Here is a 20,008-nt window from a genome sequence, read left to right as displayed (position 1 = left end):
TAGTGTGAAAGCGATTTCCCAACATGAACAAAACTATTCAAAGGGGAAGGCGGTATCCAAGTGAAAAAAACAACCATTTGCGCAGCAGCGGCAGGTTTATTGTTGTTCCTGAACGGCTGCGGTGGCCAAGAAAGCGGCGGGAAAGATCAGGGTGGAGTAAATTCGGAAGCGGTTCAGATCAGCTCCGATCCCGTTACGCTCAAATTTATGGTAAGTTATGGCGCTTTTAACGATGAAAATTTCCAGGCCTACTTCGTCGATCAACTCGCCAAGAAGTACCCGAATATCACTGTAGAGAGAGTCGGCGGCAAGTTGGAAGATTTGATTGCCGCAGGCGAAACACCGGATCTGTTAATGTCCGGTTTGCCGGGAATTCCTGCTTTGCAAGATCTAAAAGTAATTGAAGATCTTGGTCCGTACATCAAAAAGTTCAAGACCGACCTATCGAAGTACAACCCGGATGCGATTGGCGCGATCAAGACGTTTAGCGATAAAGAAGATATGCTGGCGCTTCCTTTCCGAATGAACGTTCCCGCTTTATTTTACAACAAGGATGTTTTCGATACTTTCGGCATTCCTTATCCGCAAGACGGCATGACTTGGGAGGAAGCCACCGTCCTGGCCGGAAAACTGACCCGAAAAGAGAGCAACGTGCAATATTACGGACTCTTGGTCGGAGGGGCGGACCGGATGGCGATGGGACTTGTATTGCCTTATGTGAATAAACAAACGAACGAGGCTGCTCTGGGAACAGACGGATGGCAGAGGTTGTTCAATCAGTATAAGGCGATTTACTCGCTACCCGGATACATAACGGACGGCAAAGTACCGACTACTGTCGACAAGTTTATAAAACAACAAACAAACGGGATGGCAGCCTACTGGTCCGCCGATATGTTCGGCGAGTTGAAAAAAATGGCGACGAATGGGCAAACGTTTAATTGGGATATGGCGACGGTCCCGACTTTTGACAAGGGCAAAGGTTACGCATGGCAGGTGGAATCGCAGAACTTCCTGATTTCCTCGGCAAGCAAACATAAAGAGCAGGCTTTTCAAGTTATCTCTTATCTCGTTGGAGAAGAAGTCCAGAAGCTGCAAAACAAAGGCGGCGAAGTACCGGTATTACGGGAATCGGAAGGAATCCGGAAAGACTTCGGCACGGATCTGTCTTTCTTGAAAGGCAAGCATACGGATGCGTTGTTTATGCTCCCGCAAGGGCTGCACCAGCATACGAAATACGACCAGAAGGCCAGGAGTATCATAAACGCGGCTGCGGAGGAAACGGCTACTAAGGGCGTCGATGTCAATACGTCTTTGCGGAACGCGCAAGAGAAGCTGAATCAATACATTAAAGATCAGATCGGCGGTTAGTTTTTTCGTTACGATGTAGTGCCTTCATCCCCTATCTCTCCACCGAACGAAATTAGCTTTACTTTACTCGCAAAAGCAGATAAAAAGGCTGGACGGAAACCTTACGTTTTCTCGTCCAACCTTTTTATTTTGGAGACTTATTGGACAGCCTCTTCTTTTTTTTGCGTTTTGCCCCCCCATATCCCTCCCGTTTGCAGCCACGGGCTCGATCTATTTCCCAAACGAGTATTGAAAATGCTATAATCATTGGCGAACAAATCATAAATAGGGTGATTCCTTTTGAGCAGCATGGATAAGATGTGGGCCTCTTTTATCGGAATGGGGCTGATGGTGCTGGCCTCGTTTCTCATTACGTTTGCCAGGGTGAAGTTGAAGGGCGCCGTACGAGGCGTCGTTTCGATCGTGGCCTTTGTTATTTTGCTTGTATCCGTCGTGTATATGCTGCTATCGATTATTTAACGGAAGACGGAGGGAAAGCAGATTGATCGAGCTGAAGGGGCGCTTGAAACGCAAAACGGTCGAGTCGGTAGAGCAAGGATTCCGGTTAGGGTGCCAGACGAAGGTGACAAGCGATGGAGAAATTACCGTACACAACAAACCGTATTTTTGAGCCTGCCGAGGGACTGGTGCCGAACGCCGTGCTGCGCGCTCTGCGGGTAATAGGCGGGCGGCTAGAACATGGCGATAGCAAATGGCTCGTAGGAGGAAGCTGCGGAGCTTTGCTTCAGAACGTCCCGCTTCCTGCGGCTCCTCGCGATCTGGATGTGTATGCGGATGTGCAGGATGCTCCGGGGATTCATGCGGCGCTGGCCGACTTCTCTACGGACGAGCAGGTTTACAGCGAAACTGGCATGTACGGCTCGCTGCTCAGCCATTATTCGATAGAAGGTGTTCAGGTGGAGCTTGTCGGCAGCTTGAAGGTGAGACTGGACGAGGCCGATTATGAGGTGAGAGTCCGCTCGCTATTAAGCGTTTATGCGGATACGGCGGTTTCGGACGGCATTAGGATCCCGCTCATGCCGCTTGGTCACGAGCTGCTGTTTAATGTGCTGCGGGAGCGCCAAGACCGTTACTGGTTTCTTGCGGAGACGATGCGTATGGCCCCCGAGCGCCATCTGCCTTTGATGGACGAGCTGATGCGCGGCAATCGGATAGGAACGGCATACGCAGACTGGATAGCGGAGCTTCTTGGTTTGCCCTCCCCGCTTGGAGGTGGGAACGGGTGAATCCTGAAATTCGGTTTATGCCGGATAACAAAAGTGCTCAGGTCAAACGGGGGACTTCCGTTCTCGACGCTTCGCGGAGAGCGCGCGTGGCTATTCGTACCCGCTGCGGCGGCAACGCTTCCTGCCTGATGTGCAAAGTCGTCGCGGCGGATGGCGGAGCCGGATTGTCCGCTCCGGGGGACAACGAGCGGCACAAGCTGGGCGGTTTGCTGGCGGATGGCTACCGGCTTGCCTGTCAAGCGAAGGTGAATGGCGACTGTACCGTCGCCGTGCCGGAAGACCCGCTTAAGGCGGCCATACGCGCCCAGCTGGCGAAGCGGGAAGATGAGGATTTGTGGTAAGAAGTCCGGAGAAAGGGGAAGACCGATGTTTGCATTTGCAAGACGTTTGAAAGCCGGAGGCGGGCAAAGGTGGAAGGGAATCGTCGCGCTTACCGCGCTGCTGCCTTTGCTGTCCGGCTGCATGTATCCGAAGGAAATGCGCAAGGAAAATCAGGTGACGGCCAAAGAAAGTATTTTGGTCGTGCAAAATGCAGTCGATCTTTATAAACAAAAAAACGGCGTGCTGCCGATCAAAAACTCGGATACGAATACGCCGATTTATGAGAAGTATGTGCTGGATTTGAAAAAGATGACGAGCGGACCTTACTTGGGACAAGTGCCGTCCGTAGCGTTTGAGAAGGGCGGATCGTTCCTGTTCGTGCTGGTGAATCCGGACGAGAAGCCGGAAGTGAAACTGATGGATCTCGCCGCCTACCAGAAAGCGGGAGATATCCAGAAGCAGGTAGACGAGTTTCGGAAAGCGAAATACGGCGAGCTGCCGTTCGGCGAGCCGGCCGGCCGCGACGTATACCGGCTTGATTTCGCCAAAATGGGCAAAAAGCCGGAGCAGGTGCAGAGCGTATACTCGCGGCAATATTTGGGCTATATTATCGATCGGGACGGACGAGTCGGCATCGATTACGCGCCCGAGGTTATGCAGGCGATGGAGCGTAAAGGGCTGAAGTCGGCGGATGCGCATACCGATCTGCGCAGCTTGCTTGTCTCCGAATCCCCGTATGTCCCGGCCAAATCATTCCCTTACTTTTGGATGGACGGCGAACCGAAAGCGGCAGCTGATTAGGCGGTTTATCCGGTCATGGCTCGGAATGCGATTGCAGGCGGTATTCTCGGGGTGTCAGACCGGTTATGCTTTTGAACGTGCGGCTGAAGTGCGACGAGGAGGCAAACCCAAGCGAATAGGCGATTTCCGTCAGCGAAAGGTCGCGATTCGTCCGCATGATCCGTTTGCTTTCCTGAATGCGCTCCTGCAGCACGTACTGGTAAAAGGCGACGCCCGTATCGCGTTTGAACGTCCGGGTCAAATGCTCGGGCGAGACGTAAAACCGTTCGGCGACGCTTGTTAGCGATAAGTCGTCATACAGACGGGATTCGATAAAGCTGCAGCACTGCGCCGTCAGGTCCCGCGATGTATGCCGCTGCGATAAGCGGTGCTCGGCTGCGAGCTGCTCGTCCACTACTCGTTCCACCGTAACAGTCAGGCTGAGCAGCTCCGCGATGATCATTCGCTGCCAGCCCTTTTTTTGTTCCAGCAGCTCGCTGTGCATTTGCGCGGCGGCTTTTTTTATCGTTGTAAACGGTTTCGCCTGCAGCTGAAATTGATAGCACGACACGTTGTCGAACCAGTCGAGAGAAGAGAGCGGGAATGGATACGAGTCCTGCTCCCGATGAATCGTGGGATAGTCGATACAGACGACCGCTCTGCGGTAGCAGCCGTTTTTGTCTACGAAAACCTGATGCGGGATATGGCCGGGAAAAATGAGCAATTGACCCGGGGTCGTCGTATACAAACGCTCGCCGATCACGTAGATGGCCGAACCGGCCAGGCTGAGGTTGATTTCGATACCCGGCTGCACATGCAGCTTGTACGGGTGGGCTTTTAACGATTCCTTGCGCGAGAACACGGGAAACCGGCGAAAATGCCGCTCCACGACGTTATTCGTCTCCGGGCGATGATTGATCAGACTCAAATCCACACTCAAGGGGATGTTCCTCCTTTCCGAGCAAAGGCAGGTTACCTTGCATTATAAAGGAAATCTATAAAATTAGCACCAAATTTTTCTCCACAAAACGAATCAGATTAGGAAATTTTCTCCCATCTTGAAGTCGGCCTATGCTGGGGGCATGTCCGGACGAAGTCGGAATGAACTGGAATAAACGGGGAGCGGCCGACATATAGTGGTGAATGGGTAACAGCGAAGCCGACCTGCTCATAGATCGATAGATTCCATCGATTTACAAGGCAAAACTTTTAAAATGGACTCTGTCATAATCGCAAAACCTAGTACATATATTTTTACTAGTCAAAAACATGTACGAGTTTCGTCGCTACTCTCGAGTGAAAATGGCGGCCGCCGCCGCACACCATCCGGCCAGCGACACCAGCTTCGTTCATTATCCTGCCTAGGAGGGGATCTCATTGGAGAAAGTGGATATCTTTAAGGACATTGCGGAGCGCACCGGGGGGGACATCTACCTTGGAGTCGTCGGCGCGGTCCGAACAGGGAAATCTACGTTTATTAAACGGTTCATGGAAACACTCGTACTGCCGAACATTCAAAACGAAGCCGAACGGGTCCGGGCAACCGACGAGCTGCCGCAAAGCGCTGCTGGCCGGACCATTATGACGACCGAGCCGAAATTTGTGCCGAACAACGCAGTACGCCTAAACGTCGCGGAAGGGCTGAACGTTAACGTTCGGGTCGTCGACTGCGTCGGCTACGCGGTGCAGGGCGCCAAAGGATACGAGGACGAAAGCGGTCCCCGGATGATTACGACGCCGTGGTTCGACGAACCGATTCCGTTCCAGGAAGCGGCGGAGATCGGGACGCGCAAAGTGATTCAGGAGCATTCGACGCTCGGGGTGGTCGTCACGACCGACGGCACGATCGCAGAAATTCCGCGCGCCTCTTATGTGGAGGCGGAGGAACGGGTCATCAACGAACTGAAGGAAGTCGGCAAGCCGTTTATTTTGATCGTGAACTCGCTCAAGCCGACCGCGCCGGAAACGATCGAGCTGCGCAACGAATTGGCCGCCAAATACGATATTCCCGTCATGGCGACAAGCGTCGCTACAATGACGGAAGACGATATTTTGCAAGTGATGCGCGAGGTGCTCTACGAGTTCCCGGTACACGAGGTTAACGTCAATCTGCCTAGCTGGGTTATGGTGCTCGGCGAGAACCACTGGCTCCGCTCCCACTTCGAAAGCTCCGTTCGCAATACGGTGAAGGACATTCGCCGTCTGCGGGACGTCGACCGTGTCGTCACCCAGTTCGACACGTACGACTTTATCGAACGGGCGGCGCTGGCCGGCATGGATATGGGGCAGGGCGTGGCGGAAATCGACCTGTACGCGCCCGACGAGCTGTACGATAAAATATTGATGGAAGTCGTCGGCGTCGAAATTCGCGGCAAAGATCATCTGCTCCAGCTCATGCAGGAGTTCACTCACGCGAAACGGGAATACGACCGGTTTGCCGAGGCGCTCGAGATGGTCAAGACAACCGGTTACGGCATTGCTCCGCCGAGCCTAGAGGATATGTCGCTCGACGAGCCGGAGCTCATCCGCCAAGGCTCCCGCTTCGGCGTAAGACTCAAGGCGACAGCGCCGTCGATACACATGATCCGCGTCGATGTCGAGTCCGAGTTCGCCCCGATCATCGGAACGGAGAAGCAGAGCGAGGAGCTCGTCCGGTACTTGATGCAGGATTTCGAGGAAAACCCGCTTAAAATATGGGATTCCGATATATTCGGCCGTTCGCTCAATTCGATCGTGCGCGAGGGCATTCAGGGCAAGCTGGCGATGATGCCGGACAACGCGCGCTACAAGCTGCAGGAAACGCTGGGCCGGATTATTAACGAAGGCTCGGGCGGACTGATCGCGATTATTTTGTGACCCGGCATGCCCAAAAAAGTACAGCCTTTCTCCCGGAGAGAAAGGCTGTACGCTTTTTTTTGCTGTTTATGCGCTCGAATCCATATTTTATGCGTGAGTTACGTATATTTTGCGGGAAAACGGTGAACACAGAGAGTAACGGCGCTTTCCCGGGTTCCCCGGCGGTACCTTAAGTACGGAAAGTCGCCAAACGGTATAGTTCGTGGGGGGAGGTGAATGGCATGAATAAATCGGAGTTGATCGCCAAAGTGGCCGAAACGACCGACTTGTCCAAAAAAGACATTACTAAAGCGATAGACGCCGTTTTCGAGGCGATTACCGGCGCACTGCAAAGCGGTGACAAAGTGCAGCTTGTCGGCTTCGGAAACTTTGAAGTTCGTGAACGTTCCGCTCGTAAAGGTCGCAATCCGCAAACCGGCGAGGAGATCGATATCCCGGCCAGCAAGGTGCCTGCATTTAAACCGGGCAAGCAGCTTCGCGACGTATGCGCGCAATAACGGCTCTAAGCCCATAGTCTGAACAATCTTCAAACCCGAACATTATGTGTAGTCCCAAGTGCCTGTTACGAAGCAGGCACTGTTTTTACGTTTAGCAAGTAACGATTCGGCCAATATATTTCGTTACTCGGCAAGCTGTGCCGGAGCAAACAGCCTTTCGAGCACGATCGTGACCGCTCCGATAGCGGTAGCCCTGTTGCCGAGACGCGAAGTTTCGATCGTCAAATGACGGATCGACGATTCCAGCGCACGTGCTTTTACGGTTTCCTCCAGCGGCTCCGTAATGAACGGACCGGCCGCCGATACGCCGCCCCCGAGAATCACCTTTTGCGGATTAAGCGTATGAATCATGTTCGTCAGGCCGATGCCGAGCAACCGTCCGGCTTTTCGAAACACTTCCCGAGCCAGCTCATCCCCTTCGAGCGCGGCCTTATACACAAACTCTCCCGTTATCGTCCGCAGGCTGCCCGCCGCGGCCGACTCGAGCCGTTCGCTGCGTCTGCCGAGCGCGATTTCATTCTGAACCGCTTCCGCTATCGCCGGTCCGGATACGAGCGTCTGCAAGCAGCCATAATTGCCGCAGCTGCAGCGGGGACCGTTCAGATCAACCGTCGTGTGACCGATCTCACCGGCGGCGAAGCTGCTGCCGCGAAATATTTGCCGGTTCAGCACGATTCCGGCGCCGACGCCTTCCCCGATATTGACGCATATGAAATGATCGACATCCTGCCCGCCCCCGAACCACAATTCGCCAAGCGCCATCGCAACCACGTCGTTTTCCACGTAAACGGGCACACCGAACTCCCGTTCCAGCGACTCGCGGATTGGAATATTCCGCAGCCGCAAGTTCGGGGCGAATACCGAGACGCCCTCCTCCGGATTAACGAGGCCGTGCATGCCGACGCCGATGCCGATAACGGGCCGGTCAGGACCTACCGCTTCCAGCAATTCGGCGATCGAGCCGTTCAACTGCTCCATGAACGTATCGGCATCGGGATAAGGCGGCAAGCTTCTGCGGCACTCGTGGATCACGTTTGCGTCCAGATCGGTTACGATCGATTTGATCGTGCCGACGCCCACGTCGATGCCGATAATCGAATAAAACGAGGCGTTGAGCCGGAGCAGAATCGGCTTGCGTCCTCCGCTGGAGGCTCCGATTTCGCTTTCGACAACGAAATTCTCGTTCATCAGCTCGCCCACGATATTGGTCACGGTTGGAGGCGTGAGCGCAGTTCGTTTGGCGATCTCGGCTCTGGATATGGGCCCGTGGCTGCGGATCGTAGTCAGCACGATCGAGCGGTTGAGCGATTTCATCAGCTGAAAGCTGCCAATAAGCGGCTTGGTCACGCGGTTTCTCTCCTTAGGGCCATGTAAGCAGACACAAGTTTGAATGTGGCCTTAGTCGTCAATTGCAGTAATCTTTATTAGAATAACTAATTAAGTTATCAAAAGCAATCGGAAGTCGGAAGGCGGCATTGGGACAGGAACTATCTAGTTTTTTGCAAATATATATTGTGTTCTCGGCTAGGAGCGTTTATGATGAAGTCAAATGAACTTTATTAAATTATTTTACTAAGATAGCAATGGAGGTTGTCTCATTTGGCAGAATTGCGATATAACCCGCTGCTTCGCGATTGGATCATGGTCGCGTCCAACCGGCAAAACCGGCCTCATATGCCGAAAGGGTACTGCCCGTTTTGCCCGGGCTCCGGGAAAGTGCCGGACGACTATGACGTTCACGTCTACGAGAATGATTTTCCCGCGCTTTCTGCGAATCCGCCTGAGCCGGACCCCGTGGATACGACGCTGTACAAGACGGCCAAATCGTTCGGCAAGTGCGAAGTCATTTTGTATTCGCCGGATCATACGAAGACGCTTCCCGAGCTGCCGGTCGAGCATATCGGCAAGCTGATCGACGTGTGGACGGAACGTTTCGTCGAGATGGAGAAGGACCCGAACCACCAGTATGTGATGATTTTTGAAAATCGGGGCGAAGAGTGCGGGGTAACGATGCCGCATCCGCACGGGCAAATATACGCATATTCGCATATGCCGCTCAAGCTGAAGACCGAGCTGGAAAGCTGCCGGCTTCATCACGAGGAGAACGGAACATGCCTGCTTTGCGATATGAATCGCAGCGAGCTTGAATTCAAGCAGCGGGTCATTATCGAGAATGACCACTTTTTATGTTATCTGCCGTTTTTCACCGATTATCCGTACGGGGTGTTTATCGTCAGCAAACGACATATGACGGCGCTTCCGGATTTTACGCCGGAGGAGAAGCAGTCGCTGGCACAGATTCTCAAGGATACGACCGGCACGATGGATCAACTGTTCGACCGGCTGTTCCCGTATATGATGGTCATGCACCAAAGGCCGGTAAACGGCGACAACGTAGAGGATTATTACCATTTCCATATCGAGTTTTATCCGCCGCTCCGGGACAAGGATAAAATCAAGTGGTACGCCTCCTCCGAAATGGGAGCATGGGCGGCAGCCAATCCGATGGCGGTCGAAGAGACGGCGCCGAAAATGAGAGAAGCGTATGAGCGCTATTTGAGAAAGGAAGGGCGACTATCATGACAACGGTTTCGGATCTGGACATTCGGCAGCTTCGCGCTGCTTTCGCCGAGCGGTTCGGCGACGCCGAAGGGGTGCGCCTCTTTTTCGCGCCGGGGCGGGTGAATCTGATCGGCGAGCATACGGATTATAACGGCGGGCTCGTTTTTCCGGCTGCGCTCACATTCGGCACGTATGCGCTTGTAAAGCCGCGCACCGACGGCCTGTACCGTTTTCGTTCGATGCAATTCGAGGCCCAGGCGGATACGCCGGCTGCAAACGTAACGTTCCGCAAAGAAGACGATTGGGCGAATTATCCGAAGGGCGTGCTGTCGGAGCTGCTCAGTTATGCGGACGGCGCTTATGCCGCCAAGCTTCAGGGCGCCGATGTGTTGTATTACGGCAACGTGCCGAACGGAGCGGGCTTGTCTTCGTCAGCCTCGATCGAGATGGCAACGGCGCTGGCGTTCACGGCGATTGCGGGGCTGGACATTCCGATGCTGGAGCTGGTCAAGCTGTCGCAGCGGGCGGAAAACCGGTTCGTCGGCGTGAACTGCGGCATTATGGACCAGTTCGCCGTCGGCATGGGCAAGCGGGAGCATGCCGTCATGCTGAAGTGCGATACGCTCGATTATGAATACGTGCCGTTTCGAATCGAAGGCTGCAAGCTGATTATTACGAATACGAATAAACGCAGAGGGCTCGCCGACTCCAAATACAACGAACGTAGACAGCAATGCGAGGATGGGTTAAAGTGGATTAAGGAAAAACTGCCGCAACTCGGCAGTCTCGGCGAGCTGTCGCTTGCGCAGTGGGAAGAAGTTCGCTCCGCGATCCCGGATGAGCTTATCCGCGCCAGAGTGGAGCATGTTGTCTCCGAGGACGCGCGTGTGCTGGAAGCGAAGGATCGGCTCGAACAAGGCGATCTCGCCGCTTTCGGCAAGCTGATGAACGCCTCCCACGAATCGCTGCGCGATTTGTACGAAGTAACCGGCTTCGAGCTGGATACGTTGTACGAGGTAGCGAGCGCGATCGAAGGCTGCGTCGGCACTCGCATGACGGGTGCGGGCTTCGGCGGCTGCAACGTCAGCGTCGTTCGTGACGAAGCGGTGGACGAATTCCGGCGTATGGTGGCCGAACGTTATACGGCGAAGACGGGGCTCGTTCCGTCGTTTTACGTATGCGATATCGGCGACGGCGCGAAGGAACTGGACATTTAATCGGTAGTATTATTACTTTTGTTTAAGGAGGTTCGTTATGGCTATTCTTGTCACCGGCGGTGCCGGCTATATCGGCAGCCATACGGTTGTGGAGCTGCTTTCTCAAGGGGAAGAGGTCGTCGTCGTCGACAATTTGTCGACCGGACATCGATCGGCGGTAGCTACGGACGCCAAGTTTTATGAAGGTGATATTCGCGACCGGGCGTTTCTGGACCGCGTCTTCGGCGAAAACGATATCGAGGCGGTCATTCATTTTGCCGCCAGCTCGCTTGTCGGGGAAAGCGTGAAGCAGCCGCTCGCGTATTACGATAACAATCTGTTCGGCACGCATTCGCTCGTCGGCGCGATGGAGCGTTTTGGCGTGCGCCGGATCGTTTTTTCTTCGACGGCGGCTACGTACGGCGAACCGGAGCAGGTGCCGATTGAGGAAAGCGCCCCCACGCATCCGGAAAGCCCGTATGGCGAAACGAAGCTGGCGATGGAAAATATGTTTCGCTGGTGCGACCGTGCTTATGGCTTGAAATTCGTGTCGCTGCGTTATTTCAACGCGTGCGGCGCCCATCCGGACGGCCTCATCGGCGAAGATCATAAGCCGGAAAGCCATCTGATCCCGATCATTTTGCAAGTACCGCTCGGCCAGAGAGAGTTTATTGGTATGTTCGGCGACGACTATCCGACGGATGACGGCACCTGCGTCCGCGACTATATCCATGTGATGGATCTGGCCAACGCCCACTGGCTCGCCCTTCAGTATTTGCGCGCCGGCCATCCGAGCGACGTGTTCAACCTGGGCAATGGTACCGGCTTTTCGGTCAAACAGGTGGTCGAGCTGGCACGGGGCGTCACGGATCATCCGATTCCGGCCGCCGTTTCGCCGCGCCGCGCGGGCGATCCCGCCGTGCTGATCGCTTCGTCGGACAAAGCGAAGCGCGTGCTCGGCTGGAAGCCGATATACAACGATTTGGCGACGATAATCGGCACCGCCTGGAACTGGCATAAGCGGCATCCGGACGGTTACGCCGACTGATCCGCTCTTGTGAATTTCCCCGCGAACGGTAACGGCGAACGGGAGAAGCGACTGTTTGATCGTGAAAAATCCTGATGCCACGGCTCTGCGGGGAAGTTTACTTTCTCTTTACAAAAGAAAATAAACCCATTATAATATCGTATAGTTCCGCTATCGAAGTTCACGGGGTATAGCGCAGCCTGGTAGCGCGCACCCTTGGGGTGGGTGAGGTCGCACGTTCAAATCGTGTTACTCCGATTTTAACTTGCAAGGCACAGCGGAGCAGACGTAAACCGCTTGACCGGCGTATAATTATGCGCACGTCAGGCGGTTTTTGTTTTGGACAATTGACATATCCATCCGTTTTGCGCATGATGGAAGTGGGCGTAACCGGACAGGTTCGGCCCCAAGCTGAGACGAGAAGAGAGGATGAGTAGGACGATGAGCAGCGAAACGGTGCACGGTGATTATTTCGTAATCAAGGCGAAGGAAAACGGCGTTCACGTCATCGGACTGACACGCGGTCACGATACGCGTTTCCATCATACGGAAAAGCTGGACAAGGGGGAAGTGATGATCGCGCAATTTACGGAGCACACTTCCGCCGTGAAAATTCGCGGAAAAGCAACGGTCATCACCCGGTTCGGAACGGTCGACACCGACGAGTAATGACATAGACGAAAAAGGCAGGCATAGCCTGCCTTTTTATTTTGTACAATGAGGTAAGGGAGGCTGGTACGTCCCAAAAGGGGGGAATCGCCAATGAAGACGTTATATCGGGTGCTGATTGCGTCGATACTGTGTATCGGCGTCGCTTCGGCGCTATCCATCGTGCTGAAGCTGGATGCCGCAACGGGACTCGGCAAGACGGAAACGCCCGCCTTTCGCGCGGATTCTCCTCTTGTCCTGTCCGACCGGAACCTGGTCGATATAGTTGCGAAGCTGACGCTTCATCTTGATATTGCAAGTGTAGAATGGAACAATACAATATTGTCGGTCGATCTGCGGTCGAAGCCCGACGATGCGGCGATGGAGCCGATCTATGACGATCTGTACGACATTGCTTCTCTGGGTTTTGCCGGCACGAAAAATGTAAAGCAGATTCTCGTCCGTGTCATGGAGCCGCCTGCAACCGGCGTCGGGGCGCCGCAGCTATTGCTGGCGATGGACGCGAAGCGCTCCGATCTGGGGGGCGGTACCCCCGAGGCGGCCCTGCAGCGGAAGGGAACAAAGGAGCAGTTTTTAAGTTCACATTTTAGCCTTACTTACACCCATAAGTGGCTTGACCGCCATCGAAGGTAAAGAGGTATACTGATAACGGATCAAGGCTCGCCGTCCGGTATACAGAACTACATTGTGCGCTGAACAATCGGTTGTGATATAATGGTTTGGATGCACAGATGAACGCAATTTTGAACGCTTGTCGGCGGTACGGAGGCATGTATGAACACTTACTCGATTGCGGATGCGACGAAACCTTACACCGAATACGATATGATCCGGGACCATACGGAGTTGCCGGAGCTCCCGAATATTCGTTCGCAGCTTCTGTATACGTTTCTGCACAAAAGCCCGGCTTCTGCCCAGCAGAGCGAGCTGTATGCGATCGTCGTGTCGCTGGCCCAGATGGGACTCGATACGCATGACCTTGTGGCGGAAACGAATGACCGCAAAGAAAAAAAGGAAGCTCGTGCGCGGCAATTGAAGGTACTGGCGGGGGATTACTTCAGCAGCCGGTTTTACGAGCTTCTGGCGAAAGCCGGACAAGTCGAAATGACCCGGCAAATGGCCGCTTCCATCTGCGAAGTGAACCGGCTCAAAATGAATTTGTACACGCGGATGAAAAGCTGGAAAATGACGGCTGACGAATATATGCAGCAAGCGGTCAGCATCAGGATGCAGCTGTACCTCGCCTTTTCCCGGGCGCTGGAATGGATGAAGCCGAGCAGCTGGCACGACATGCTGCACGGGTTTACGAGGTGCGAAGTTTTGCTCGACGAGCTGCGCCGTATCGAGCGGGGGGACGATCTCCGTTCCGGTTGGGCTTTTTGGCATTTGCTGCAAGTAGGCAGCAAAGAAGAGCGCAAGCAGCTGCAGCAGGGAGGCGCCGATACGGGCAAGCAGCGCACGCTGCTGCACAAGTACAACGTCAAGGCGACGCTGCTGCAAATGCTCGATTCGCAATTCGAGCTGCTGTCGGACAAGATCCGCGGATTCGACTCGGAGAAGCTGGCTGGCGAACTGTATCAGATCGGCGAGCCGTTTGTGCGCGCACTGACCGCTTCGCGGGCGCTTAAAGAAGTGTGAGGTGGAAGCGAAGGTGGAGATGAAGACGAGCAAGGAGCAGTTCGTGCACTCCGTGTTCGAGAGCATTGCTCATAAGTACGATTTGATGAACGACGTGCTCAGCTTTCGCCGGCACAAGGCATGGCGGAAGTTCACGATGAAACGGATGAACGTCCAGCCCGGCGCAACCGCAATCGACGTATGCTGCGGAACGTGCGACTGGACGCTCAGCCTGGCCGAAGCCAGCAGCACGGGGAAGATCGTAGGGCTGGACTTCAGCCGCAATATGCTTGATTTCGGGGAACACAAGGTGGAGAAGCTCGGAAGAGAGAAGCAGATCGAGCTGGTGCACGGTAATGCGATGGCGCTGCCGTTCGAGGACAATACGTTCGATTATGCAACGATCGGCTTCGCGCTGCGGAACGTGCCCGATCTCCGCAAGGTGCTGGAGGAGATGCAGCGGGTCGTAAAGCCGGGGGGACTCGTCGTTTCGCTCGAGCTGTCGAAGCCGACCTGGCAGCCGTTCAAGGCGATTTATTATTTTTATTTCCAGCGCGTACTCCCGCTCATTGGCAAGCTGATCGCGAAACGGTACGAGCAGTACAAGTGGCTGCCCGAGTCGCTGGTCCATTTTCCGGATCATAAACAGCTTGCGGCCATTTTTCGCGAGATCGGCCTCGAGGACGTTCACGCTTACCCGCTGATGAGCGGCATTGCCGCTCTCCATATCGGGGCAAAGGGGAAACGGGAGGGTGCCGGCATTGTGGAATAAAATCAAAATTTTTCTCGAAATGATCAAGTTCGAGCATACGCTGTTCGCGCTGCCGTTCGCGTTTATGGGAGCCGTTCTCGGATCGATGATCCGGTTCGATTCGATGCCCTCCTGGGCGCAGATCGGCTGGATCATCGTCGCGATGGTCGGCGCGCGAAGCGCGGCGATGGGACTTAACCGTCTGATTGACCGGGTGATCGACAAAAAAAATCCGCGCACGGCGAAACGGGCCATTCCGGCCGGATTGCTGTCGGCGAGCGAAGTGCTTATCTTTATAGCGGTTTCCTTCATTTTGCTGTTTTGGGCGGCGGCTAACTTGAGTCCGCTAGCCATGAAGCTTTTGCCGATTGCCGTCTTCATGACCGTTATTTATTCGTATACGAAACGCTTCACCTGGACATGCCATCTGATTCTCGGCCTGACGATCGGCCTCGCGCCGCTCGGAGCATGGGTGGCCGTAACGAACAGCATCGACTGGACTGCGATCGTGCTGTACCTCAGCGTTTCTTTCTGGACAGCCGGCTTTGATGTCATTTACGCTTGCCAGGATGCGGATTACGACCGGAAGGAAGGGCTACATTCCATTCCGAGCCGCTTCGGCATCGGACGGGCGCTGCTGCTTGCCCGTTTCTTCCATCTCATTACGGCCGTCGGTCTCCTCAGCTTGTTCATAATGACCGAGCTGAGCTGGTGGTACTTGATCGGACTTATCGTATCGTATCTGATTTTGTTCTATGAGCATTACATCGTGAAGCCGAACGACTTATCCAAGCTGAACACGGCGTTTTTCACGATGAACGGCGTTTTGAGCGTGGTTGTGTTTTGTTTCACATTCATCGATGTGGTGGTGCGGTATATATGGTAGAGAGCAAAAGCCGCGCTGGCTGGGTAGTCGGTCTGACCGGGGCGAGCGGCGCGGTTTACGGGGTGCGCCTGTGCGAAGCGCTGCTCGAGCTGGATATTCCGGTACATCTCGTCATTACGGATGCCGGCTGGCGGGTGCTGCACGAGGAACTGGGCTGGGATGCCGCCCATCGCCAGCGCACGCTAGAGTCGAAGTTTGAGCGCTTTGCGCTGAAGCCTCGCTATTATCCGATAAACGATATCGGGGCCAGCATCGCGAGCGGCTCGTTCCGCACCGCCGGCATGGCGATCGTGCCGTGCAGCATGGGCACGTTGTCGGGGATCGCTCATGGCGCGTCAGGCAATTTGCTCGAGCGGGCGGCAGACGTCATGCTGAAGGAAGGACGCAGGCTGATCCTCGTGCCGCGGGAAACGCCGTTGCATGCGATCCATCTGGAAAATATGCTGAAGCTGTCCCGTCTCGGCGTCGGCATCATCCCGGCGATGCCGGCTTTTTACCATAAACCGTTATCGATGGACGAGCTTGTTGATTTCATGGTCGGCAAGGTGCTTGACAATATAGGGATCGACAACGAATTGTTTCGACGATGGGGAGATGCTTAATCATGCAACCAGATTCGCTAATACGCATCGGGAAAATCAATTACACGAACGTTTGGCCGATCTATCATTTTTTTCCGCATGAGCGATTCGGCTCCAGGCTGCAATGGATCGGGCAGGTGCCGACCGGACTGAACCGGGCGATGCTCGCCGGCGAGGTTGACATGGGAGCGATCTCGTCGTTCGCCTACGGGGAGTCGCACGAGCGTTACGAGCTGTTTCCCGAGCTGTCGGTAAGCGCGCTGGGCAATGTGAATTCGCTGCTGCTGTTTCATAAAAAGCCTTTGGAGGAGCTGGACGGCTGCACGGTCATGCTGCCGACGAGCTCGGCTACGACGGTCAATTTGCTCAAGATTGTATTGAGCCGGTTTATCGGGGTGACGCCTACCTACGTGTACGCGGCCCCATCTTTGGATACAATGATGAAACATGCGGATGCCGCGCTGCTCATCGGCGACGATGCCATCCGCGCCAGCTGGCAGGACACGCCGTATCACGTATCCGATATGGGCGGCCTGTGGCAGCACTATACCGGCGAATGGATGACATTTGCGGTATGGGCGGTACGCAAGGAAACGATCGCTCGCGAGCCCGAGTTGGTCGCAGCCGTACATGAAGCGTTTCTCCAGAGCAAGGCGGCCGGACAAAAGGACCCGGAGTCGATCGTAGCGGCGGCGCAAGCCGAAATCGGCGGCACGGCGGACTATTGGCGCGGCTATTTTCGCAACTTGAGTCATGACTTCGGGCCGGAGCAGCGCAGAGGCCTGAGCCTCTATTACCGCTACGCCGCCGAGCTGGGGCTGTTGTCCGAGCCGGCTCCGATCCATATGTGGTCTGATAACTCCGTAACCAGGTGACGCAATGAAACTAATGGATATTTATGCCCGAATGAAGAAAGATATCGCTTACGTCGAGCGGGAGCTGGAGGGGAGCGTATATACCGAACACGCGATGCTGAAGGAAACTTCGCTGCATTTGCTGAAGGCGGGCGGGAAACGGATTCGTCCGGTTTTCGTCCTGCTCTCCTCGCAATTCGGCCGTTATGACGTACAGCGTATCAAGCATATCGCAGTACCGCTAGAATTGATTCATATGGCTACGCTTGTACACGACGATGTGATCGACGACGCGGATACGAGACGGGGCCAACTAACGGTCCGTTCGAAGTGGGACAACCGGATCGCGATGTATACCGGCGATTATATTTTCGCCAAGGCGCTTACGGTAGCGACCGAACTAAGCAATCCGCGGATTCACCAAATATTGTCTTCGGCCATCGTCGAGCTGACGATTGGCGAAATCGAGCAAATCCGTTACTTTTTCCGCACCGATCAGACGCTGCGTCACTACCTGCTGCGCATCAAGCGGAAAACGGCGCTGCTTATTGCCATCAGCTGCCAGCTCGGGGCAGTCGCTTCCGAGGCGGATGAGGACGTGAGCGAGAAGCTGTACCAGTTCGGCTATAACGTCGGCATGGCGTTCCAGATCCGGGACGATATTCTCGATTTGACCGGTACGGAGAAAGAGCTGGGCAAGCCGCCGGGCAGCGATATTCGCCAGGGCAATATTACGCTGCCCGTACTGTACGCGCTAGCGGACCCGAGTATCCGTGGCGAGCTGCTGGCCGAGATTGAGCGCATTCGCCTCGTCGACGGGCAGACGGATGTTACACCTTTTTTGCGGATGATCCGTTCCGGCACGTATGTGCAGCAAGCGGACCAATTGTCGTCCCGTTATATCGATCGCGCCATAGAAGCGTTATCCGGTCTCCCGAGCAATCGGGCGAAGCGGGATCTGGTCGACATCGCGCATTTTATCGGCGACCGTTCCTATTAAGTATGAATGGCGATTTATCGGTTAACACTGATGGATACATTTTGTGAGAGACGGAGGGATAGGTATATGGAAAGAACGTTTTTGATGGTCAAACCGGATGGCGTACAACGCGGACTGATCGGGGAAATCGTACATCGGTTCGAGCGCAAAGGTTTTACGCTGGTAGCTGCAAAGCTGATGATGGTTCCGAAGGAAAAGGCGGAGGCGCACTATGCCGAACATCACGGCAGACCGTACTACGATGATCTGATGAGCTTTATTACCTCCGGCCCAGTGTTTGCGATGGTGTGGGAAGGCGATCAGGTGATTGCGTTGTCCCGGATCATGATGGGCAAGACGAATACGCTGGAAGCGCAGCCGGGTACGATCCGCGGAGATTACGCCGTACATACGAACCGCAACTTGATCCACGGGTCCGATTCGCCTGAAAATGCCGTAAGGGAAATGGCGATTTTTTTCGAGCCGCACGAGCTTGTGAGCTACAACAAGACGATCCAAACCTGGATTTGAGCCAAAACTTCGACATATTTCGCCTTCCCGAGAAGGAAAAAATCCCGTCTGCATGGAATTATGTGCTAACGGGTTTTTTTTGTGCCTATAAACAACCGCACAATCATATAGCTTAGGACCTCGGCCTCAGGCAGACGGCTTATTTTCGGGAGAGTGACGCAGATGGATGACAAAGATTATGCCCTGTTCATCAAAAAAGTAAAGGACTATTCGGCGATCGATCTTTCGCAGTACAAGGAAGCGCAGATGAAGCGGCGGCTGACGACGCTGTATACGAAAAAAGGGTTTACATCGTTCGCTTCGTTTTTCGATGCAATGGCTAAGAACAAGGAGATGTATTACGAGTTTCTGGACCGGATGACGATTAATGTGTCCGAGTTTTGGCGCAATCCGAACCGGTGGGAGATTATCGAGAAAAAAGTAATACCGGATATGGCGCGCGGCTCGCGCAAGCTGAAATGCTGGAGCGCGGCCTGCTCGACCGGCGAGGAGCCGTATACGCTGGCGATGATTATGGCCGAGCTCGGCGTGCTGGAGACGTCGCAGCTGCATGCGACGGACATTGACGAGGGGGCGCTGGAAAAAGCGCGGCGGGCCGTTTATCCGGACCGATCGCTACGCGACGTGCCTCCGGCTTACGTCAAAAAATATTTTACGCAAAGAGATATGACCTTCTCAGTCGCAGATTCGCTGAAAAAGCATGTCCGCTTCGCCAAGCAAAATTTGCTTCACGATCCGTTCGACAGCCAGTTCGATCTGATCGTATGCCGCAATGTGATGATTTATTTTACCGAAGAAGCCAAACACGAGCTGTATCATAAGTTCAGCCGCGCCTTGAAGCCGGGCGGCCTGCTGTTTGTAGGCAGCACGGAACAGATTTTTTCGCCGGGGCAATACGGAATGGAAACGGCCGACACGTTTATTTACCGCAAACGGACGGACCATGTATAAACGCTTCCATATATTCCTATACTAATAGCGTAAACCGATCAGGAGGTTTTACAGCTATGGACAAACGCAAGGTCATTACGGCGTACCGGCGCGGATTTATCACGATTCAGGAATGTGCGCAAATACTCGGCATCGATTCGATGCAAGTAGTCGGAATGGTCGACGATCAGAAACAGCCCGATTCGGCGCGGTTGTACACGGCGCGCTAACTGTACATGATGTTAGATGCAGAGCATGCCCTTTGAACAAAGGGCGTGCTTTTTGTTGCGTATGAAGATTCGTAGAATAAACGTAAAAATAGCTGAAACAACGAAATGGATTTGATACCATATTTTAGTATAAATACAAATTAA

At 54.4% G+C, this 20,008-nt stretch carries 24 protein-coding genes and 1 tRNA gene; 23 read left to right on the top strand and 2 right to left on the bottom strand.

What is annotated here, in order from left to right; genetic code table 11:
- Window positions 1-60: 60 nt before the first annotated feature.
- The 6 genes from D7M11_RS11390 to D7M11_RS11370 all read left to right on the top strand — a co-directional run bounded on the left by D7M11_RS11390 (window position 61) and on the right by D7M11_RS11370 (window position 3,719).
- Window positions 61-1,371, top strand: coding sequence for an ABC transporter substrate-binding protein (locus D7M11_RS11390; protein ID WP_120747337.1), 1,311 nt, complete (start codon window positions 61-63; stop codon window positions 1,369-1,371).
- A gap of 288 nt (window positions 1,372-1,659) precedes the next feature.
- Window positions 1,660-1,830: a DUF2768 family protein gene (locus D7M11_RS11385; protein ID WP_338042486.1), complete on the top strand. Its 171-nt coding sequence runs from the start codon at window positions 1,660-1,662 to the stop codon at window positions 1,828-1,830.
- 22 nt (window positions 1,831-1,852) lie between these two features.
- Window positions 1,853-1,981: a hypothetical protein gene (locus D7M11_RS37740; RefSeq protein WP_275671685.1), complete on the top strand. Its 129-nt coding sequence runs from the start codon at window positions 1,853-1,855 to the stop codon at window positions 1,979-1,981.
- On the top strand, window positions 1,944-2,597 hold the full coding sequence (locus D7M11_RS11380; RefSeq protein ID WP_120747335.1) for a nucleotidyltransferase family protein: 654 nt from the start codon (window positions 1,944-1,946) through the stop codon (window positions 2,595-2,597). Before D7M11_RS37740 ends, D7M11_RS11380 begins: the two co-directional genes overlap by 38 nt.
- Window positions 2,594-2,938, top strand: a complete 345-nt coding sequence (locus D7M11_RS11375; protein WP_240041059.1) for a 2Fe-2S iron-sulfur cluster-binding protein — start codon at window positions 2,594-2,596, stop codon at window positions 2,936-2,938. The genes D7M11_RS11380 and D7M11_RS11375 overlap by 4 nt, the downstream gene beginning before the upstream one ends.
- A gap of 25 nt (window positions 2,939-2,963) precedes the next feature.
- Window positions 2,964-3,719 carry a hypothetical protein gene (locus tag D7M11_RS11370; protein ID WP_240041058.1) on the top strand — a complete coding sequence of 252 codons (756 nt, stop codon included), beginning with the start codon at window positions 2,964-2,966 and terminating at the stop codon, window positions 3,717-3,719.
- A 13-nt stretch (window positions 3,720-3,732) separates the two neighbouring features.
- On the opposite strand, the gene D7M11_RS11365 is transcribed toward D7M11_RS11370, so the two are convergent.
- Entirely contained in the window at window positions 3,733-4,632 is a 900-nt protein-coding gene (locus tag D7M11_RS11365; protein ID WP_240041077.1) for an AraC family transcriptional regulator, read from the bottom strand.
- A gap of 443 nt (window positions 4,633-5,075) precedes the next feature.
- Here D7M11_RS11365 and spoIVA point away from each other — a divergent pair, with 443 nt between their 5' ends.
- Entirely contained in the window at window positions 5,076-6,554 is a 1,479-nt protein-coding gene (gene spoIVA, locus D7M11_RS11360; RefSeq protein ID WP_120747333.1) for a stage IV sporulation protein A, read from the top strand.
- A 212-nt stretch (window positions 6,555-6,766) separates the two neighbouring features.
- A complete protein-coding gene (locus D7M11_RS11355) occupies window positions 6,767-7,051 on the top strand; it encodes an HU family DNA-binding protein (RefSeq protein WP_476703835.1) in 285 nt (94 codons plus the stop codon).
- Between the two features lie 123 nt (window positions 7,052-7,174).
- Here the strand turns inward: D7M11_RS11355 and D7M11_RS11350 are convergent, their stop codons facing one another.
- A complete protein-coding gene (locus D7M11_RS11350) occupies window positions 7,175-8,398 on the bottom strand; it encodes an ROK family transcriptional regulator (RefSeq protein ID WP_240041057.1) in 1,224 nt (407 codons plus the stop codon).
- Between the two features lie 252 nt (window positions 8,399-8,650).
- Between D7M11_RS11350 and galT the strand changes: the two genes are divergently transcribed.
- The 15 genes from galT (at window position 8,651) to D7M11_RS36720 (ending at window position 19,864) form a co-directional block, all read left to right on the top strand.
- Entirely contained in the window at window positions 8,651-9,634 is a 984-nt protein-coding gene (gene galT, locus D7M11_RS11345) for a galactose-1-phosphate uridylyltransferase (RefSeq protein WP_120747331.1), read from the top strand.
- Window positions 9,631-10,830 carry a galactokinase gene (locus D7M11_RS11340; RefSeq protein WP_120747330.1) on the top strand — a complete coding sequence of 400 codons (1,200 nt, stop codon included), beginning with the start codon at window positions 9,631-9,633 and terminating at the stop codon, window positions 10,828-10,830. The genes galT and D7M11_RS11340 overlap by 4 nt, the downstream gene beginning before the upstream one ends.
- A 37-nt stretch (window positions 10,831-10,867) precedes the next feature.
- The gene (galE, locus tag D7M11_RS11335) at window positions 10,868-11,857 is read left to right on the top strand and encodes a UDP-glucose 4-epimerase GalE (protein WP_120747329.1); all 990 of its coding nucleotides are present in this window, start codon (window positions 10,868-10,870) and stop codon (window positions 11,855-11,857) included.
- A gap of 163 nt (window positions 11,858-12,020) precedes the next feature.
- A tRNA-Pro gene (locus D7M11_RS11330) sits at window positions 12,021-12,094 on the top strand.
- Between the two features lie 183 nt (window positions 12,095-12,277).
- Complete coding sequence (mtrB, locus tag D7M11_RS11325) at window positions 12,278-12,505, top strand: trp RNA-binding attenuation protein MtrB (RefSeq protein ID WP_120747328.1); 228 nt, start codon at window positions 12,278-12,280, stop codon at window positions 12,503-12,505.
- Window positions 12,506-12,598: 93 nt separating this feature from the next.
- Window positions 12,599-13,138 (top strand): hypothetical protein, encoded by a 540-nt coding sequence (locus D7M11_RS11320; protein ID WP_120747327.1) that lies wholly within the window; start codon window positions 12,599-12,601, stop codon window positions 13,136-13,138.
- A gap of 141 nt (window positions 13,139-13,279) precedes the next feature.
- Window positions 13,280-14,143, top strand: a complete 864-nt coding sequence (locus tag D7M11_RS11315; RefSeq protein ID WP_120747326.1) for a heptaprenyl diphosphate synthase component 1 — start codon at window positions 13,280-13,282, stop codon at window positions 14,141-14,143.
- A 19-nt stretch (window positions 14,144-14,162) separates the two neighbouring features.
- The gene (locus D7M11_RS11310; protein WP_120747558.1) at window positions 14,163-14,894 is read left to right on the top strand and encodes a demethylmenaquinone methyltransferase; all 732 of its coding nucleotides are present in this window, start codon (window positions 14,163-14,165) and stop codon (window positions 14,892-14,894) included.
- Window positions 14,884-15,759, top strand: a complete 876-nt coding sequence (locus D7M11_RS11305; protein ID WP_120747325.1) for a UbiA-like polyprenyltransferase — start codon at window positions 14,884-14,886, stop codon at window positions 15,757-15,759. Before D7M11_RS11310 ends, D7M11_RS11305 begins: the two co-directional genes overlap by 11 nt.
- The gene (locus D7M11_RS11300; protein WP_120747324.1) at window positions 15,753-16,361 is read left to right on the top strand and encodes a UbiX family flavin prenyltransferase; all 609 of its coding nucleotides are present in this window, start codon (window positions 15,753-15,755) and stop codon (window positions 16,359-16,361) included. The genes D7M11_RS11305 and D7M11_RS11300 overlap by 7 nt, the downstream gene beginning before the upstream one ends.
- A gap of 2 nt (window positions 16,362-16,363) precedes the next feature.
- Window positions 16,364-17,215 carry a menaquinone biosynthetic enzyme MqnA/MqnD family protein gene (locus D7M11_RS11295; protein ID WP_120747323.1) on the top strand — a complete coding sequence of 284 codons (852 nt, stop codon included), beginning with the start codon at window positions 16,364-16,366 and terminating at the stop codon, window positions 17,213-17,215.
- A gap of 4 nt (window positions 17,216-17,219) precedes the next feature.
- Window positions 17,220-18,194: a heptaprenyl diphosphate synthase component II gene (gene hepT / locus D7M11_RS11290; protein ID WP_120747322.1), complete on the top strand. Its 975-nt coding sequence runs from the start codon at window positions 17,220-17,222 to the stop codon at window positions 18,192-18,194.
- Between the two features lie 66 nt (window positions 18,195-18,260).
- Window positions 18,261-18,704 carry a nucleoside-diphosphate kinase gene (ndk, locus tag D7M11_RS11285; protein ID WP_120747321.1) on the top strand — a complete coding sequence of 148 codons (444 nt, stop codon included), beginning with the start codon at window positions 18,261-18,263 and terminating at the stop codon, window positions 18,702-18,704.
- A 162-nt stretch (window positions 18,705-18,866) separates the two neighbouring features.
- Window positions 18,867-19,655: a CheR family methyltransferase gene (locus D7M11_RS11280; protein WP_120747320.1), complete on the top strand. Its 789-nt coding sequence runs from the start codon at window positions 18,867-18,869 to the stop codon at window positions 19,653-19,655.
- A 56-nt stretch (window positions 19,656-19,711) separates the two neighbouring features.
- Window positions 19,712-19,864 (top strand): hypothetical protein, encoded by a 153-nt coding sequence (locus D7M11_RS36720; protein WP_168928301.1) that lies wholly within the window; start codon window positions 19,712-19,714, stop codon window positions 19,862-19,864.
- Window positions 19,865-20,008 lie beyond the last annotated feature (144 nt).

The sequence above is a fragment of the Paenibacillus ginsengarvi genome, assembly GCF_003626695.1.
Lineage (GTDB): Bacteria > Bacillota > Bacilli > Paenibacillales > NBRC-103111 > Paenibacillus_AB > Paenibacillus_AB ginsengarvi.
Note: the sequence above shows the minus strand (reverse complement) of the source record. Positions and strands in the feature narration are given on the sequence as shown.

Excerpts from the sequence above, each read along its gene's own strand:
- D7M11_RS11385 (WP_338042486.1), top strand. The coding sequence starts at position 1,660 with ATGGATAAGATGTGGGCCTCTTTTATCGGAATGGGGCTGATGGTGCTG.
- D7M11_RS11380 (WP_120747335.1), top strand. The coding sequence starts at position 1,944 with ATGGAGAAATTACCGTACACAACAAACCGTATTTTTGAGCCTGCCGAG.
- D7M11_RS11370 (WP_240041058.1), top strand. The coding sequence starts at position 2,964 with ATGTTTGCATTTGCAAGACGTTTGAAAGCCGGAGGCGGGCAAAGGTGG.
- D7M11_RS11340 (WP_120747330.1), top strand. The coding sequence starts at position 9,631 with ATGACAACGGTTTCGGATCTGGACATTCGGCAGCTTCGCGCTGCTTTC.
- galE (WP_120747329.1), top strand. The coding sequence starts at position 10,868 with ATGGCTATTCTTGTCACCGGCGGTGCCGGCTATATCGGCAGCCATACG.
- mtrB (WP_120747328.1), top strand. The coding sequence starts at position 12,278 with ATGAGCAGCGAAACGGTGCACGGTGATTATTTCGTAATCAAGGCGAAG.
- D7M11_RS11320 (WP_120747327.1), top strand. The coding sequence starts at position 12,599 with ATGAAGACGTTATATCGGGTGCTGATTGCGTCGATACTGTGTATCGGC.
- D7M11_RS11315 (WP_120747326.1), top strand. The coding sequence starts at position 13,280 with ATGAACACTTACTCGATTGCGGATGCGACGAAACCTTACACCGAATAC.
- D7M11_RS11310 (WP_120747558.1), top strand. The coding sequence starts at position 14,163 with ATGAAGACGAGCAAGGAGCAGTTCGTGCACTCCGTGTTCGAGAGCATT.
- D7M11_RS11300 (WP_120747324.1), top strand. The coding sequence starts at position 15,753 with ATGGTAGAGAGCAAAAGCCGCGCTGGCTGGGTAGTCGGTCTGACCGGG.
- D7M11_RS11295 (WP_120747323.1), top strand. The coding sequence starts at position 16,364 with ATGCAACCAGATTCGCTAATACGCATCGGGAAAATCAATTACACGAAC.
- hepT (WP_120747322.1), top strand. The coding sequence starts at position 17,220 with ATGAAACTAATGGATATTTATGCCCGAATGAAGAAAGATATCGCTTAC.
- ndk (WP_120747321.1), top strand. The coding sequence starts at position 18,261 with ATGGAAAGAACGTTTTTGATGGTCAAACCGGATGGCGTACAACGCGGA.
- D7M11_RS11280 (WP_120747320.1), top strand. The coding sequence starts at position 18,867 with ATGGATGACAAAGATTATGCCCTGTTCATCAAAAAAGTAAAGGACTAT.
- D7M11_RS36720 (WP_168928301.1), top strand. The coding sequence starts at position 19,712 with ATGGACAAACGCAAGGTCATTACGGCGTACCGGCGCGGATTTATCACG.